Annotated in this window: 12 protein-coding genes and 1 pseudogene; 11 read left to right on the forward strand and 2 right to left on the reverse strand. The window is 72.9% G+C overall.

What is annotated here, in order from left to right:
- Nucleotides 1–53 precede the first annotated feature (53 nt).
- Nucleotides 54–1,466, reverse strand: coding sequence for an acyltransferase (locus AB0E96_RS11530; protein ID WP_359821508.1), 1,413 nt, complete (start codon nucleotides 1,464–1,466; stop codon nucleotides 54–56).
- Nucleotides 1,467–1,595: 129 nt separating this feature from the next.
- Here AB0E96_RS11530 and AB0E96_RS11535 point away from each other — a divergent pair, with 129 nt between their 5' ends.
- Complete coding sequence (locus AB0E96_RS11535; protein WP_359821511.1) at nucleotides 1,596–2,255, forward strand: trimeric intracellular cation channel family protein; 660 nt, start codon at nucleotides 1,596–1,598, stop codon at nucleotides 2,253–2,255.
- Here the strand turns inward: AB0E96_RS11535 and AB0E96_RS11540 are convergent.
- On the reverse strand, nucleotides 2,161–2,928 hold the full coding sequence (locus tag AB0E96_RS11540) for an IclR family transcriptional regulator (protein WP_359821514.1): 768 nt from the start codon (nucleotides 2,926–2,928) through the stop codon (nucleotides 2,161–2,163). The genes AB0E96_RS11535 and AB0E96_RS11540 overlap by 95 nt on opposite strands.
- Before the next feature lie 229 nt (nucleotides 2,929–3,157).
- On the opposite strand from AB0E96_RS11540, the gene AB0E96_RS11545 reads away from it, so the two are divergent.
- The 10 genes and pseudogenes from AB0E96_RS11545 (at nucleotide 3,158) to AB0E96_RS11590 (ending at nucleotide 15,845) form a co-directional block, all read left to right on the forward strand.
- Nucleotides 3,158–4,339, forward strand: coding sequence for a cysteine desulfurase family protein (locus tag AB0E96_RS11545; RefSeq protein ID WP_359821516.1), 1,182 nt, complete (start codon nucleotides 3,158–3,160; stop codon nucleotides 4,337–4,339).
- Between the two features lie 60 nt (nucleotides 4,340–4,399).
- On the forward strand, nucleotides 4,400–5,536 hold the full coding sequence (gene mnmA / locus AB0E96_RS11550; RefSeq protein WP_359821519.1) for a tRNA 2-thiouridine(34) synthase MnmA: 1,137 nt from the start codon (nucleotides 4,400–4,402) through the stop codon (nucleotides 5,534–5,536).
- Nucleotides 5,537–5,654: 118 nt separating this feature from the next.
- A pseudogene (locus tag AB0E96_RS11555) lies at nucleotides 5,655–5,765 on the forward strand (NUDIX hydrolase); the annotation flags it as partial.
- Nucleotides 5,766–5,916: 151 nt separating this feature from the next.
- Nucleotides 5,917–6,564, forward strand: coding sequence for a DUF433 domain-containing protein (locus AB0E96_RS11560; protein ID WP_359821521.1), 648 nt, complete (start codon nucleotides 5,917–5,919; stop codon nucleotides 6,562–6,564).
- A complete protein-coding gene (locus tag AB0E96_RS11565) occupies nucleotides 6,561–7,091 on the forward strand; it encodes a DUF5615 family PIN-like protein (RefSeq protein WP_359821524.1) in 531 nt (176 codons plus the stop codon). Before AB0E96_RS11560 ends, AB0E96_RS11565 begins: the two co-directional genes overlap by 4 nt.
- The gene (locus tag AB0E96_RS11570) at nucleotides 7,088–7,612 is read left to right on the forward strand and encodes a TIGR00730 family Rossman fold protein (RefSeq protein WP_359821527.1); all 525 of its coding nucleotides are present in this window, start codon (nucleotides 7,088–7,090) and stop codon (nucleotides 7,610–7,612) included. Before AB0E96_RS11565 ends, AB0E96_RS11570 begins: the two co-directional genes overlap by 4 nt.
- A gap of 13 nt (nucleotides 7,613–7,625) precedes the next feature.
- Nucleotides 7,626–8,315 carry an SDR family oxidoreductase gene (locus AB0E96_RS11575; protein ID WP_359821530.1) on the forward strand — a complete coding sequence of 230 codons (690 nt, stop codon included), beginning with the start codon at nucleotides 7,626–7,628 and terminating at the stop codon, nucleotides 8,313–8,315.
- A 295-nt stretch (nucleotides 8,316–8,610) separates the two neighbouring features.
- Nucleotides 8,611–10,863 (forward strand): right-handed parallel beta-helix repeat-containing protein, encoded by a 2,253-nt coding sequence (locus AB0E96_RS11580; RefSeq protein WP_359821533.1) that lies wholly within the window; start codon nucleotides 8,611–8,613, stop codon nucleotides 10,861–10,863.
- Nucleotides 10,864–10,977: 114 nt separating this feature from the next.
- Nucleotides 10,978–13,368: a right-handed parallel beta-helix repeat-containing protein gene (locus AB0E96_RS11585; protein ID WP_359821536.1), complete on the forward strand. Its 2,391-nt coding sequence runs from the start codon at nucleotides 10,978–10,980 to the stop codon at nucleotides 13,366–13,368.
- Nucleotides 13,369–13,550: 182 nt separating this feature from the next.
- Nucleotides 13,551–15,845, forward strand: coding sequence for a right-handed parallel beta-helix repeat-containing protein (locus AB0E96_RS11590; protein WP_359821538.1), 2,295 nt, complete (start codon nucleotides 13,551–13,553; stop codon nucleotides 15,843–15,845).
- Nucleotides 15,846–16,134 lie beyond the last annotated feature (289 nt).

Raw genomic sequence — 16,134 nt, forward strand, 5'->3', positions numbered from 1 at the left:
GTCCCCGGGATCCGGGGACGGGCGGCCTCTTCGGCGTTCGCGGGTCGCACGGCTCAGGCGCCGCCGGTCGGCTCCGGTGCCGGCTCCGGCTCGCGCGGGGCCTGGGCGGCCGCGGCGAGCGGCGCGGGGGAGGGCGCCGGGAAGCGGCGGTCCAGCGCCCGGACCACCCGGCGGCCGAGGTTCTGGAACGGGATCTCCACCAGCCGGTACGACAGGTAGGCGAGCACCACGAGCGCCCCGAGGTAGCCGAGGGTGAGCACGGCCTGCCCCTTCAGCCCGACGAGCGGCGGGCGGCTCCTGAGCTGCCAGCCGACGAAGAACATCAGCGGGCCGTGCAGCAGGTACACCGAGAAGCTGATCGTGCCGAGCCCGCTGAGCCAGCGCGGGAAGCGCCGGCGGCGCAGCAGCATGGCGGCCGCGAACAGGGCCCAGGCGGCCAGGTAGGCGAAGGAGAAGGACTGCCAGGACGGCGTCCAGGTGTGCCACAGCGCGGTGTCGCGGTTGTACAGGTAGCCGACCGTGACACCGGTGACGACCACGAAGGCGCAGCAGAGCAGGGCCGGGAGCCGGTCGAGCTGACCGTGCTCCAGCCGGTACAGCACGGTGCCGGCGAACATGGTCGCGAAGATCAGCATGGTCTCGAAGCCGGTGGTCCGGTTGTTCACCGTGATCAGGACCAGGCCCAGGCCGCCCAGCAGCAGCGCGCCCCAACGGGTCAGGTCCGGGCGGGCGGTGGCGATGCAGGCCATCGCCATCAGCACCACGATCCCGCCGGCCACCACCAGGTTCCTGGTGGCCGGGAGGTCCACCGAGATGCCGCCGATCGGCAGCCAGGTGCCGAGCACCAGGGCGGCGGCGGCGAAGCCGACCGTGATCGGCGCGCTGCGCCGGTGCCACCCCTGCACGAAGAGGGCCGACACGAAGTAGTAGAAGACCATCTCGTAGGTGAGCGACCACATCACCCCGAGCGTGCTGGGAACCCCCAGCAGGTCCTGCAGCAGCAGGCCGTTGGCGGCGAACGACAGCGCCGGATGCTCGAAGGTGAAGCCCTGGACGATCTGGTCACCGCGGGGCAGCACCAGCAGGCTCGCCACCACCGCGACGGCCACCGCGGGGTAGATGCGGAAGAACCGCCCCGTCCAGAACGCCCGGACGTCACCGCGCCGTTCCAGCGAGGCCGGGATGATGTAGCCGCTGACCAGGAAGAACAGCATCACGCCGAAGAAACCGAGGTCCAGGTACCGCGGCACCCGGCTCGCGTGCGGGATCTTGTCCATCAGCCCGAAGTGGTGCATGGCGACGGCGAGGGCGGCGATGCCGCGCAGCGCGTCCAGCCAGCCGAGCCGGGCTGCGGAGGGGGAGCGCGGCGGCTTCGACTCCGGCGACTCCGGGTGCGGTGACTCCGGCGGCGGGCCGGCGGGGGCCGGTGTCGGGTCCGGCGTCGACCGGGGCTTCACGAGCTTCACAGGCGGAGGCTAGCGGAATCCGCCCGGCGCCACGGGCAGGGAAGCACGCGTCCGGACTCCGGCGGGGCGTTCGTATCCGGACCGTGGACGTGCACCGGAGCACCAGGCCGCATCGGGTACACATGGACGGTGACATCCCAGCTCTTCCCGTCCGACGTGCAGCAGTCGCTGGACCTCGTCGGCATCTTCGTCTTCGCCCTCTCCGGGGGCCTGCTCGCCGTCCGCAAGAACATGGACATCTTCGGGATCTGTGTCCTCGCCGAGGTCACCGCCCTGGGCGGCGGGGTGATGCGCGACCTGGTGATCGGCGCGACCCCGGTCGCCGCGTTCACCAACCTCGGCTACTTCGTGACCCCGCTCGGCGCCGCCCTGGTGGTGTTCTTCCTGCACCCGGAGGTCGAGCGGATCAACCGGGCGGTGCAGACCCTGGACGCCCTCGGGCTCGGGCTGTTCTGCGTGACCGGCACCGCCAAGGCCCACGACTTCGGACTCGGCGCCGTCGCCGCGATCGCGCTCGGCATGGTGACCGCGGCCGGCGGCGGGGTGATCCGCGACGTGCTGGCCGGGGAGATCCCCTCGCTGCTGCGCTGGGACCGGGAGATCTACGCCGTCCCCGCCCTGGTCGGCGCCACCGTGGTCGCGCTGCTGATCGCCGCCGACCGCCTCACCGGTGTGACCGGCACCGCCGCCGCGCTCACCGCCTTCGGGCTGCGGATGCTCGCCCTGAAGTACGGCTGGCGGGCCCCGCGTGCCTGGCACCGCAACGGGTCTCGCACCAGCGAGGAGTAGGCGAGCCGCCGTACGCGAGCGAGATCGCCTCGGCGGTGCAGAGCAGTTCCGGCACCATCCGGGCCAGTTCGGCCGGCGGCACCTCGCTCGCCGGGGCGCTCAGCGCGCAGGCCGCCACCGTCCGTCCGCCGCTGCCCGCCACCGGCGCGGCCACGCAGGTCACCGGCTCCCGGTGCTCGCGGGACTCGGCGGCCCAGCCGCGGCGGCGCACCGCCGCCAGCTCGGGCTCCCCGGGGGCGTCGTCCGCGGACAGCCCGGCGAGCAGCACCCGGCCGACCGCCGTCCCGTCGACCGGCGCGCGGCGCCCGATCCTGGACGGCTCGGCGCCCGGCTGCCCGGCCACCTCGTCCAGGTAGAGCACCTCGCCCTCGTGCAGGACGGCGAGCCGGACGGTGAAGCCGCAGCGGGCGTTGAGCGCGGCCAGGTACGGCGCGGCGACCTGCCGGACGTCGAAGTCCTCCAGCGCGCGGTGGGCCAGCGAGAGCACCCGGCCGCCGATCCGGTAGCGCAGGTCCGGCTGGCGGCGGGCGAATCCGTGCTCCTCCAGGGTGCGCAGCAGCCGCAGGGCGGTGGACTTGTGCACCCCGAGGCTGCTGGCGGCCTGCTCCAGCGAGAGCGGCGCGTCGCCGAGTGCGTCGAGCAGGGTCAGCGCGCGGTCGACCGACTGCGACATGGCGTTTCCCGTGGATCCGGCTGACTGGTGGCGTCAGGCTAACCGCTGGGTGGCTCAGTGGTACAAACCAGTGCCGGACGCGGGCGTCCGGCGGCGGTGCGCGGGGCTTGGTCACGGCGGTGCGCCCGCGGTGCGGCGGCGGTGCGGCGGCGGCGGTGCGGCGCGGGTGGCCGGATCAGTGCGTAGCCCTGGAAGGGCGTACGGTGCCGCGCTCTACAATCGGATGGTTATGCCATACCTGGACCATGCGGCGACCACGCCGATGCTGCCCGAGGCGATCGCCGCGATGTCGGCGCACCTGGGGGTGGTCGGCAACGCCTCGGCCCTGCACGCGGCCGGCCGCCGGGCCCGCCGGGTGGTCGAGGAGTCCCGGGAGTCGCTGGCCGAGTCGCTGGGCGCCCGCCCCAGCGAGATCGTGCTCACCGGCGGCGGTACCGAATCCGACAACCTGGCGGTCAAGGGCCTGTACTGGGCCCGCCGGGACGCCGACCCGGCCCGCACCCGGGTGCTGTGCAGCCCGGTCGAGCACCACGCGGTGCTGGACGCGGTGCACTGGCTCTCCGAGCACGAGGGCGCCGACGTCGAGTACCTGCCGGTGGACGGCCACGGCCGGGTGCACCCGGAGGCGCTGCGCGAGGCGGTCGAACGCGATCCGGCCTCGGTGGCGCTGGTCACCGTGATGTGGGCCAACAACGAGGTCGGCACCGTCCAGCCGGTGCGCGAACTGACCGCCGTGGCGGCCGAGTACGGCATCCCGGTGCACGCCGACGCGGTGCAGGCGCTCGGTCAGGTCCCGGTCTCCTTCGCCGAATCCGGGCTCACCGCGCTCACCGTCACCGGGCACAAGATCGGCGGCCCGTTCGGCATCGGCGCGCTGCTGCTCTCCCGGGGCGCCACGCCCGTACCGCTGCTGCACGGCGGCGGGCAGGAGCGCGACGTGCGCTCCGGCACCCTGGACGCCCCCGGCGCGGCCGGCTTCGCGGCCGCCGCGGCCTGGGCCGTGGCGCACCGGGCCGAGCACGCCGTCACCCTGGGCGCGCTGCGGGACGACCTGGTGGCCTCCGTGCTGGACGCCGTCCCGGACGCGATCCTCAACGGCGACCCGTCCGCCGAGGGCCGGCTGCCCGCCAACGCCCACTTCTCCTTCCCCGGCTGCGAGGGCGACGCCCTGCTGATGCTGCTGGACGCCCAGGGCATCGAGTGCTCCACCGGCTCGGCCTGCTCCGCAGGGGTTCCGCAGCCCAGCCACGTGCTGCTCGCCATGGGCGTCGACCCGCTGCTGGCGCGTGCCTCGCTGCGGTTCTCGCTCGGGCACACCTCGGTGCGGGAGGACGTGACGGCGCTGGCGGAGGCCATCGGGCCGGCGGTGCAGCGGGCGCGCAACGCCGGGCTGGCCTCGGTGCGGCGGTAGTTCGTCCGGCTGGTGCTTTCGGCTGGGCATGTTCGGGAGCACCGTAGGCTTGTACTCACCATGACTGACTTCCCGGGTGCCCCGACCACTCCCTCCACCGGCCGTCTGCGCGTCCTTGCGGCGATGTCCGGCGGAGTCGACTCCGCCGTCGCCGCCGCGCGCGCCGTCGAAGCCGGGCACGAGGTGACCGGCGTCCACCTGGCGCTGTCCAGCAACCCGCAGTCCTTCCGGACCGGCGCGCGCGGCTGCTGCACGATCGAGGACTCCCGGGACGCCTGGCGCGCGGCCGACGTGATCGGCATCCCCTTCTACGTGTGGGACCTCGCCGAGCGCTTCCGCGAGGACGTGATCGACGACTTCGTCGCCGAGTACGCCGCCGGGCGCACCCCCAACCCCTGCCTGCGCTGCAATGAGAAGATCAAGTTCGCGGCGCTGCTGGACAAGGCCGTCGCGCTGGGCTTCGACGCCGTCTGCACCGGCCACTACGCCCGGATCGTCGACCTGCCGGACGGCTCCCGCGAGCTGCACCGTGCCGTGGACGGCGCCAAGGACCAGTCGTACGTGCTCGGCGTGCTCGACGCCGACCAGCTCGCCCACTCGCTCTTCCCGCTCGGCGACACCACCAAGGACGCCATCCGCGAGGAGGCCGAGCGCCGGGGCCTGGCCGTGGCGAAGAAGCCCGACAGCCACGACATCTGCTTCATCGCGGACGGCGACACCCAGGGCTTCCTGGCCAAGCACCTCGGCACCGCGACGGGCGACATCCTCGACGTCGACGGCACCAAGCTGGGCGAGCACGACGGGGCGTACGGCTTCACCATCGGCCAGCGCAAGGGCCTGCGGATCGGCCGCCCGGCCGCCGACGGCAAGCCGCGGTACGTGCTGGACATCTCCCCGGTGAACAACACCGTCACCGTCGGCCCGGTGGAGGGCCTCGACGTCACCGGGCTGACGGCCATCCGCCCCCGCTGGTGCGGCACCGAGCCCCTGGCCGACGGCCGCTACACCGCCCAGCTGCGGGCCCACGGCGAGGAGGTGCCGGTGAGCGCCTCGGTCGTGGACGGCGAGCTGCGGGTGCGGCTGGACACCCCGGTGCGGGGCATCGCCCCCGGCCAGGCCGTGGTCCTCTACGACGGCACCCGCGTCGTCGGCTCGGCCACCATCGCCACGACGGAACGCCCGGCCGTCACCGCCTGAGCGGGAGCACGTCCGCGGGGGAGTCCAGCCAGGCCCACTGGGCCTACTCGGTGACCGTGAGGCCGAACCGCTCGGGGCCGGGGCAGCCGTGCTCCTCCCACCAGCGGTGGGCGTCCTCGATGCGGTCTCCGACCGGATGGCCGAGGTCTACGCCGTACGCGTCCTGGACGCACTCCGCGACGACACCGCACCGACCATCCGCACCCATGACGGCCGACACCTGCTCTGACCCGGCGGCCTGCTCGCGGAGCAGGCCGCCGGGCATCGGGGCCTTCACGGTCCGGCACCTCGTTCGGGTGAAATGATGGCGGGCCCGCCGACCGTACGGGACCATGAACTACGGTCGGTTCCAGGCCCGTACACGGAGTGGAGGTGCCGCAGTGTCCTACGAGCCGAGGCTGGCAGCGGCGCTGTCCGGCGCCACCCTGCGCCAGCTCTCGCACTGGCGGAAGGCCACAGCCTCACAGGGTGCCGTCCTGGTGCCCGAGCTCTCCGCGGCGCGGCCGATCCTCTACTCGTTCCGGGACGTCGTCGCCCTCCGCATCTGCGTCCGGCTGCGCCAGGAGGCGTCGCTCCAGAAGATCCGTCGCGCGCTGGACACCCTGCGTGACGGTCTCGACGAGCAGAAGCACCTGTCCAGCTACCGGCTGGTGGCCGGGGACGGCACGATCTACCTCGCGGCGCCCGATCACGCGGTCGATCTGGTCCGCAGGCGCGGCAACGTGGTCATCCACGACCTGGTCGACGTGCTGCAGCCGTTCTACCGGAACGGCCGCCAGATCCCGGCCCTGCTGCGCCCCCGGAACCACCTGACCGTCGACCCGCTGGTGCGTGGCGGTGAGCCGGTGATCGAGGGAACGCGGATTCCCGCCTCCGAGGTCGCCTCGCTCCTGAAGGACGGCATCCCACCGGAGTCGGTGAAGGACTTCTACCCCGGTGTCGCCCCGGAGGCGGCGCGAGACGCGGCAGACTTCACGGCCTACGTGGACAGCTACGCGGACGAGGGGCCCCGGCAGGCCGCGTCTTGAGGATCCTGCTCGACGAGAACGTCCCGCTCCCCTTGGTCCACATGGCACGGCTGCTCGTGAAGCGGCACGAACTCCGGCACGTGGCCGAGATCGACGGCTGGGCGGGTACCAAGGATGTCGAGCTCTACGCGAGGGCCGCCTCGGCGGGCTTCCACGCCGTGATCACCAACGACACCAAGCAGATGGCCCGGCCACTGGAGGTGGCCGCGATCGCCGCGTCCGGGCTGCACCGGATCGAGTACCGTCACAACCACAAGCACGGCGGTCTGGTGGGGCTCGGGGTCGCCGTCGCGACGGTGTGCGCGGGACTGCCGCACGCGCTGGGCGAGTTGGAGAGGGCCTCCGGTCAGCTGCTGATATCGCTCACCTCGATCGACCCCTCGCACCAGAACCGCCTACGAGTCGTGGACCCGTCCGCGAGCCCGCCGAAGCACTGGCCGGCCCCCGACCGTCCGCTCCCGGGGCCACGTGCGGGTAATAGCGGTGAGCGGTGTGCCGGGGGCGTGATAGACCAGACGACACTATGAACATCTCTGTCTTCTGCTCCGCGTACTCGCTCGACGACCGCTACTCCGCCCCCGCCGCGGAGTTCGCCCGGCTGCTGGGGGAGGGCGGCCACACCCTGGTCTGGGGCGGCTCGAACGCCGGGCTGATGGGGCTGCTGGCCGACGAGGTGAAGGCCTCCGGCGGCCGGCTGGTCGGCGTGATGGTCGAGATGCTGCGGCACAAGGCGTACGTCGGCGCCGACGAGCTGGTGTGGACGGCCGACCTCCCCGAGCGCAAGCGGGAGCTCGCCTCGCGGGCGGACGCGATCGTCGTGCTGGTCGGCGGGCTGGGCACCCTGGACGAGGTGACCGAGGTGCTGGAGCTCAAGAAGCACGGGATGTTCGACAAGCCGGTCGTCGTCCTGGACACCGAGGGCTTCTACTCGGGCCTGCGCACCCAGATGGAGCGGATGGACACCGAGGGCTTCCTGCCGCGCCCGCTGGCCGAGCTGATCACCTTCGCGGACACGCCCGCCGAGGTCTTCGCCCAGCTCAAGGCCTGAGAGGATCGGGACCATGGCTGCACATCTGATCACCGGCGCCGGCTCCGGCATCGGCGCCGTCCTGGCCGGGAAACTCGCCGAGCGCGGGGACGAGCTCTGGCTGCTGGCCCGCGACGCCCGTCGGGCCGCCGAACTGCGCGAGCGCTTCCCCGGGGCGAAGACCCTGGCCGGCGACCTCGGGGACCCGGGCAAGCTGTCCTGGGCCTTCGGGCACCAGCAGCTGCCCGTCCGGCTGGACTCGCTGCTGCACGTCGCGGGCACGGTCGAGCTCGGCCCGGTCGGCGACCTGACCCCCAAGGCCTGGCAGGAGACGCTCAACGTCAACCTCGTCGCCCCCGCCGAGCTGACCCGCCTCCTGCTGCCGTCCCTGCGGCTCGCCAAGGGCCACGTGCTGTTCGTGAACTCCGGCGCCGGCCTCAACGCCCACGCCGAGTGGTCCGCGTACGCGGCCAGCAAGCACGGCCTCAAGGCGCTCGCGGACTCGCTGCGCCAGGAGGAGCACGCCAACGGGGTCCGGGTCACCTCGGTCTACCCCGGCCGCACCGCCACCGCGATGCAGGTCAAGGTGCACCAGCAGGAGGGCAAGGAGTACGCCGCGGACCGCTGGATCGAGCCCGAGTCCGTCGCTAGGGCGATCCTCGCGGCCCTCGACGCCTCCCGGGACGCGGAGATCACCGACATCACCGTCCGCCCGGGCCGGTAGCGCCCGGCACGGGAAGTCGGCCCGGCCGACTTCCCGTGCGCGCAGCGGAGTTCGACGTCGCACCCGGGCACCCGACGGCCCCGGCACCGAGCCCAGCGCTCGGTGCCGGGGCCGTTCCGCGTGCGGTGGGCGGCCCGCGGAATTGTCGTTGGCGCGGCCCCTCCGGGTGTGGAATGATCCGCTCCGCCTCAAGTTGATCAAGGACTGGCCAACAGGGGGCAAAGGCGTCATTCCGCGCTTCAAGTCGCCCAGGAGGGCTCCCATTTCCAGATTCCGTACGGCTCTCGCCGTCGGCGTGACGCTGCTCGGGGCGGTCGGCCTGCCGGCCGTCTCCGCGGGCACCGCGGCCGCGGCGGGCGGCACGCTCCACGTCGACAACGCCGCGGGTGCGCACTGCACCGACAGCGGCACCGGCGCCCAGTCGGCGCCCTACTGCACCATCGCGGCGGCCGCCGCCGCCGCGCAGCCGGGGCAGACGGTGGACATCGCCGACGGCACGTACCCCGAGGACCTGACCATCACCCGGTCGGGCACGGTGGAGGCGCCGATCACCTTCCGGGCGAGGAAGAACGAGAACAGCCCGGGCGGCGGTGCCCGCATCGGTGGGTGGAACCGGCAGACCAACGGCTTCTTCGTCACGGGTGCCCAGCACGTCCGCTTCGAGAACCTGACGTTCGACGTGGGCTACCAGCGGCCGTCGATCGTGGTGAGCGGCGCCCGGGACGTGGTGTTCGACAACACCGCCGTCTTCGGGGGCACCGGCGTCCGGATCACCGGTGCGTCCGACAAGGTGGTGTTCGGGCGGGGCAGCGTCGGCTCGATGGGCCCGGCGATCACCGTCGACGGCGGCTCCACCGGAACCGTTCTGACCACCAACATGGTGCAGCCCAACGCCACCGGCATCGTGGTGCAGGACTCGCCGAACACCGTCGTGGTGAGCAACTCGCTGAACACGAACTGCTCCGGCGGGATCGTGCTGGACGGCGCCTCGACCGGTGCGGTCGTCGAGAACAACGTGGTGAACACGGCGGCCATCCTGGAGAACTCCTGCGGGGCCAAGGCCACCGGCGCCACCGGGATCACCGTCGCGGTGAACTCCTTCCCGGGCCTCAAGGCCGACTACAACGTGGTCGACTCGCGCAGCGATGCCGCGGCCTACCACTGGGGCGGCACCCTGTACGCCACCCAGCAGGCGTTCACCGCCGCCACCGGCCAGGGCGCGCACGACTTCGTCGCCCCGTCGTGGGTCCACAAGGGCCCGGACGCGCCGCTGGACGTCACCGTCGACTCGGCGGACGAGAACGCCCCCGGCATGCTGCCCTCCGACCGTGGGGCCTGGGCGCCGGTGGACGACGTGACGGTGCCCAACACCGGGACCGGCCGCGGATTCCGCGACCGCGGAGCCTACGAGATGCAGGACGTGGGCAGCGCGTTCACCCCGGCCGGTCCGACCCGGCTGCTGGACACCCGTCAGCCGATCGGCGTCCCGGCGGCCCAGGCGGTCCCGGCCTGGGGCACCGTCGACCTCCCGGTGACCGGCGTCGCGGGCGTTCCGGCGGAGGGCGTGACCGCCGTGACCCTGAACGTGACGGTGACCGAGCCGGGCGCCGACGGCCACTTGACCGTCTACCCGCACGGGGACGCGGCGCCGAACTCGTCGAACCTGAACTGGGTCGCGGGGCGGACGATCCCGAACCTGGTGACGGTGCCGGTGACGGACGGGAAGGTGTCGTTCTACAACGCCTCCGGTGGCACGGTGCACCTGATCGCGGACCTCGCGGGCTACTACAGCACCAAGGGTTCGCTGTTCCACGCGCAGGGGCCGACGCGGCTGCTGGACACCCGGGCGCCGATCGGTGTCCCGTCGGCGCAGGCCGTCCCGGCCTGGGGCACCGTCGACCTGCCGGTCACCGCCGTCGCGGGCGTCCCGGCGGCCGGTGTCACCGCCGTGACGATGAACGTGACGGTCACCGACCCGGAGCAGGACGGGCACCTCACGGTGTACCCGCACGGCGGCAAGGCGCCGGACGCGTCGAACCTGAACTGGGTCGCGGGGCGGACGATCCCGAACCTGGTGACGGTGCCGGTGACGGACGGGAAGGTGTCGTTCTACAACGCCTCCGGTGGCACGGTGCACCTCATCGCGGACCTCGCCGGCTACTACAGCGCCGAGGGCAAGGTCAGCTACCGCCCGGCCGGGCCGTACCGCCTCCTGGACACCCGCCAGGACGCCAACTGGGACGCGGAGGCCCGCCCCGCGGGCACCGTCCCGGCCTGGGGCACGGTGGAGATCCCGGTCGGCGAGATCCCGAACGTCGCCGCGCTGACCCTGAACGTGACGGTCACCGAGCCGGGCGCCGAGGGCCACCTCACCGTGTACCCGCACGGTGACGCGGCGCCGAACGCCTCGAACCTGAACTTCCTGCCGGGGGAGACCATCCCCAACCAGGTGGTCGTCCCGGTCAAGGACGGCAAGGTCTCGTTCTACAACGCGAGCGGTGCTCCGCTGCACCTGATCGTCGACCTGTTCGGCTACCAGGCGTACTGATCCCGCCCGCTCCCGACGGCCCCGGCACCGAGCCCCGCGCTCGGTGCCGGGGCCGTTCGCGTACAGCCCGGCGGCCTGCGGACTTGCCGTTGGCGAGGCCTCTCCGGCTGTGCGATGATCCGCTCCGCCCTCCAGTCGATCAATTCAGGACACGGGGGGTCGGAACGCGCCGCAGGCGCTTCAAGTTCGCCCAGGGGGACTCCCATTTCCAGATTCCGTACGGCTCTCGCCGTCGGTGCGACACTGCTCGGGGCGGTCGGCCTGCCGGCCGTCGGTGCGGGTGGCGCGGCCGCGGCGGGCAGCACGCTCCACGTCAACAACGCCGCGGGTGCGCACTGCACCGACAGCGGCACCGGTACCCAGGCCGCGCCGTTCTGCCACGTCGCGGCCGCCGCGGCGGCCGTCCAGCCGGGGCAGACCGTCGAGATCGGGGCCGGGTCCTACAGCGACACCGCGGTGACGGTGACCCGCTCCGGTACCGCCGACGCTCCGATCACCTTCCGCAGCCAGGCCCAGGAGCACACGGCGGGCGGCGTCGCCTCGCTCACCGGCGGGGCGCCGAACTACCCGGACAGCGCCATCGTGGTCAAGGGCGCCGACCACCTGCGCTTCGAGAACCTGGTGGTGCACAGCTACCAGCGGCCGTCCGTCGTGGTCGACGGCGGACACGACGTCTCCTTCACGAACATCGCGGCCTCGGGCGGCGGAGTCCGCATCACCGGCGCCTCCGACAAGGTCACCTGGGCCCGCGGCGACTTCAGCTACGCGCCGGGCCCGCTCCTCCAGGTCGACGGCGGCTCCACCGGGACGGTCCTGACCACCAACGTGGTCCAGCCCAACAGCGTCACCGACTCGACCGGCATCCTGGTCAAGGACGCGCCGAACACCGTCGTGGTGGCCAACACCGTCAACGCGCCCTGTTCCGCCGGGATCGTCCTGGACGGCACCTCGACCGGTGCGGTGGTCGAGAACAACGTGGTGAACACCGCGCAGAACCAGAACACGGCCTGCACCACCCCGGCCGGTGCCACCGGGATCACGGTCGCGGCGAACTCCACCACGGGCACCAAGGTCGACTACAACCTGATCGACCCGCGCAGCGGCGGCGCGGCCTACAGCTGGGCCGGCACCGCCCTCACCACCCCGGACCAGCTCGCCGCGAACACCGGGCAGGGCACGCACGACTTCGTCGCCCCGACCTACGTACCGAAGGGGCCGGACGCCCCGGCCGACCACCGGATCGACTCGGCGGACGAGAACGCCCCGGGCATGCTGCCGACCGACCGCGGGGGCTGGGCCCCGGTGGACGACCCGACGGTGACCAACACCGGTACGGGCAGCGGCATCCGGGACCGCGGCGCCTACGAGATGCAGGACGTGGGCAGTGTGTTCACCCCGGCGGGCCCGACGCGGCTGCTGGACACCCGGGCGCCGATCGGTGTCCCGGCGGCGCAGGCCGTGCCCGCCTGGGGCACCGTCGACCTGCCCGTCACCGGTGTGGCGGGGGTTCCGGCGTCGGGTGTGACGGCGGTGACGATGAACGTGACGGTGACGGAGCCGCAGGCCGACGGGCACCTCACGGTGTACCCGCACGGTGACGAGGCGCCGAACGCGTCCAACCTGAACTGGCCTGCCGGGCGGACGATTCCGAACCTGGTGACGGTGCCGGTGAAGGACGGCAAGGTGTCGTTCCACAACGCCTCCGGTGGCACCGTGCACCTGATCGCCGACCTGGCCGGCTACTACAGCACCAAGGGTTCGCTGTTCCACGCCCAGGGCCCGACGCGGCTGCTGGACACCCGGGCGCCGATCGGTGTCCCGGCGGCGCAGGCCGTGCCCGCCTGGGGCACCGTCGACCTGCCCGTCACCGGTGTGGCGGGGGTTCCGGCGTCGGGTGTGACGGCGGTGACGATGAACGTGACGGTGACGGAGCCGCAGGCCGACGGGCACCTCACGGTGTACCCGCACGGTGACGAGGCGCCGAACGCCTCCAACCTCAACTGGCCTGCCGGGCGGACGATTCCGAACCTGGTGACGGTGCCGGTGAAGGACGGAAAGGTGTCGTTCCACAACGCCTCCGGCGGCACCGTCCACCTGATCGCCGACCTCGCCGGCTACTACAGCGCCGAGGGCAAGGTGACCTACCGCCCGACCGGGCCGATCCGGATCCTCGACACCCGTACCGACACCTGGTCGGAGTCCGGCGTCCGCTCCGCGGGCACCGTCCCGGCCTGGGGCACGGTGGACATCCCGGCCGGCGACTACCCGAACATCGCGGCGCTGACCCTGAACGTGACGGTCACCGAGCCGGGCGCCGAGGGCCACCTCACCGTGTACCCGCACGGTGACGCGGCGCCGAACGCCTCGAACCTGAACTTCCTGCCGGGGGAGACCATCCCCAACCAGGTGGTCGTCCCGGTCAAGGACGGCAAGGTCTCGTTCTACAACGCGAGCGGCGCTCCGCTGCACCTCGTGGTCGACCTCTTCGGCCTCCAGGCGTACTGACCCCGCCCGCCCCCGACGGCCCCGGTGCCGAGCCCAGCGCTCGGCACCGGGGCCGTCGCCGTGTTTCCGCGAGCTGTGACATCCGCATTGGCAGGGCCATCCGGCTGTGGCAGGATCCCCTCCGCCCTCAAGTCGATCAAGGAAAGACCAAGAGAGGGCAAAAGCACCACCATCGCCTCACAGTGCCCAGGGGGGCCCACATTTCCAGATTCCGCACGGTCCTCGCCGCCGGTGCCACGCTGCTCGCGGCGGTCGGCCTGCCGGCCGTCTCCACGAGCGGCGCGGCCGCGGCGAGCACCACGCTCCACGTCAACCGCACGACCGGCTGCACCGACAGCGGCGCCGGCACCGAGTCGGCGCCGTACTGCACCATCGGCGCGGCGGCCGCCGCCGCCCAGCCGGGCCAGACGGTCGAGATCGCCGACGGCACCTACAACGAGAACCCGACCATCACCCGGTCGGGCACCGCCGAGGCGCCGATCACCTTCCGAGGCCGGAACGTCCACACCACCCCGATGGCCACGGGCGCGCAGATCGGAGACCGGACGAACCCCGCGGACGGACTCGTCGTCAAGGGCGCCGACCACCTCCGCTTCGAGAACCTCATCCTCACCGTGGCCGCCCCGAAGACCGCCGTGCTGGTGGACGGGGCCCGCGACGTGTCCTTCGACCGGATGACCATCTCCACGGGCGCCGCCGTGCACGTCACCAACGGCTCCGCCGACGTGCGCTTCGGGCGCGGCTGGATGGGCTCCGGCCAGGCCCCGGCGGTCACCGTGGACGGCGGCTCCACCGGGACGGTCATCACCACCAACCAGGTGCACAAGATCGACGCGGGGCGCGCGACCGCGCCCGGCATCCTGGTGAAGGACGCCCCGAACACCGTCGTGGTCGCCAACACCGTCGACGTTCCCTGCTCCCAGGGCATCGTGCTGGACGGCACCTCGACCGGCGCCGTGGTCGAGAACAACGTGGTGAACACCGCGATGGGCTCGAGGTCCTGCGGCTCCCAGGCCGCCGTCGCCACCGGGATCACGGTCGCGGCGAACTCCACCACGGGCACCAAGGTCGACTACAACGTGGTCGACCCGCGCAGCGGCGGCGCGGCCTACAGCTGGGCCGACAGCCCGTACACCTCGCAGGAGGCGTTCACCGCGGCCACCGGCCAGGGGGCGCACGACTTCGTGGCGCCCAGCCAGGTGGACCGGGGCCCGGACGCGCCGCTGGACCACAAGGTCGACTCGGCGGACGAGAACGCCCCGGGCATGCTTCCCACCGACTTCGACGACAAGGCGCCCGGCGACGACCTGACAGTCCCCAACACCGGTACCGGCAGGGGCATCCGCGACCGCGGCGCGACCGAACGGGCCTTCATCGGCAGCGGGTTCACCCCGGCCGGCCCGACGCGGCTGCTGGACACCCGGGCGCCGATCGGTGTCCCCGCGGCGCAGGCCGTACCCGCCTGGGGCACCGTCGACCTCCCGGTGGCGGGCGTCGCCGGCGTCCCCGCGGAGGGACTGACGGCGGTGACGATCAACGTGACGGTCACCGACCCCCAGGTCCAGGGCCACCTGCGGGTCTACCCGCACGACGCCCCGCAGTGGGACAGCTCCGCCCTGAACTGGACGGCCGGGCGCACCGTCGCCAACCTGGTGACGGTGCCGGTGAAGGACGGCAAGGTGTCGTTCTACAACGCCTCCGGCGGCACCGTGCACCTGATCGCCGACCTGGCCGGCTACTACAGCCCGCAGGGCTCGCTGTTCCACCCGCAGGGCCCGACGCGGCTGCTGGACACCCGGGCGCCGATCGGTGTCCCCGCGGCGCAGGCGGTGCCCGCCCGGGGCACCGTCGACCTCCCGGTGACCGGCCTCGCGGGCGTCCCGGCGGCCGGTGTCACCGCCGTGACGATGAACGTCACGGTGACCGAGCCGCAGACCGACGGGCACCTCACGGTGTACCCGCACGGTGACGAGGCGCCGAACGCCTCCAACCTCAACTGGACCGCCGGGCGGACGACCCCGAACCTGGTGACCGTCCCGGTGAAGGACGGCAAGGTGTCGTTCCACAACGCCTCCGGCGGCACCGTCCACCTGATCGCCGACCTCGCCGGCTACTACGCCGCCGAGGGCAAGGTCAGCTACCACCCCGACGGCCCCCGGCGACTGCTCGACACCCGCACGGGCCTCCGGACGCCCATCCCGGCCTGGGGCACCATCACCCTGGACCCCACGGACTTCCCCTACGTCGCCGGGATGACCCTGAACGTCACCGCCGTCGAGCCGGGCGCCGAGGGCCACCTCACCGTCTACCCGTACGGGGACGCGGCGCCGAACGCCTCGAACCTCAACTTCCTGCCGGGGGAGACCGTCGCCAACCAGGTCGTGGTCCCGCTGAAGGACGGCAAGGTGTCGCTCTACAACGCGAGCGGCGCCCCGCTGCACCTCGTGGTCGACTCGTACGGCTACCAGGCGTACTGACCACTCCGCACGAACGGCCCCGGTACCGAGCCCCGCGCCCGGCACCGGGGCCGTCGCCGTCCGCCCCGGAGGCCCGCGGAAACCTCCTTGGCGAGGGCTCCGGCGCCGTGGAATGATCCGCACGCTCTCCATGCGATCCATCCCGACCGTGGGGGGCCGACATGCGTGACAAGCGTTCCAAAAGGCCCAGGGGGGCTCCCATTTCCAGATTCCGTACAGCTCTCGCCGCCGGCGTGACGCTGCTCGGCGCGGTCGGCCTGCCGGCCGCCGCCGCGGGCACCGCGGCCGC

The organism is Kitasatospora sp. NPDC036755, assembly GCF_040636595.1.
Taxonomy (GTDB): domain Bacteria; phylum Actinomycetota; class Actinomycetes; order Streptomycetales; family Streptomycetaceae; genus Kitasatospora.

Bases quoted from the DNA above. Each gene is read 5' to 3' on its own strand.
- AB0E96_RS11585 (WP_359821536.1), top strand. From the start codon at position 10,978: ATGATCCGCTCCGCCCTCCAGTCGATCAATTCAGGACACGGGGGGTCG.
- AB0E96_RS11570 (WP_359821527.1), top strand. From the start codon at position 7,088: ATGAACATCTCTGTCTTCTGCTCCGCGTACTCGCTCGACGACCGCTAC.
- AB0E96_RS11545 (WP_359821516.1), top strand. From the start codon at position 3,158: ATGCCATACCTGGACCATGCGGCGACCACGCCGATGCTGCCCGAGGCG.
- AB0E96_RS11575 (WP_359821530.1), top strand. From the start codon at position 7,626: ATGGCTGCACATCTGATCACCGGCGCCGGCTCCGGCATCGGCGCCGTC.
- mnmA (WP_359821519.1), top strand. From the start codon at position 4,400: ATGACTGACTTCCCGGGTGCCCCGACCACTCCCTCCACCGGCCGTCTG.
- AB0E96_RS11540 (WP_359821514.1), bottom strand. From the start codon at position 2,928: ATGTCGCAGTCGGTCGACCGCGCGCTGACCCTGCTCGACGCACTCGGC.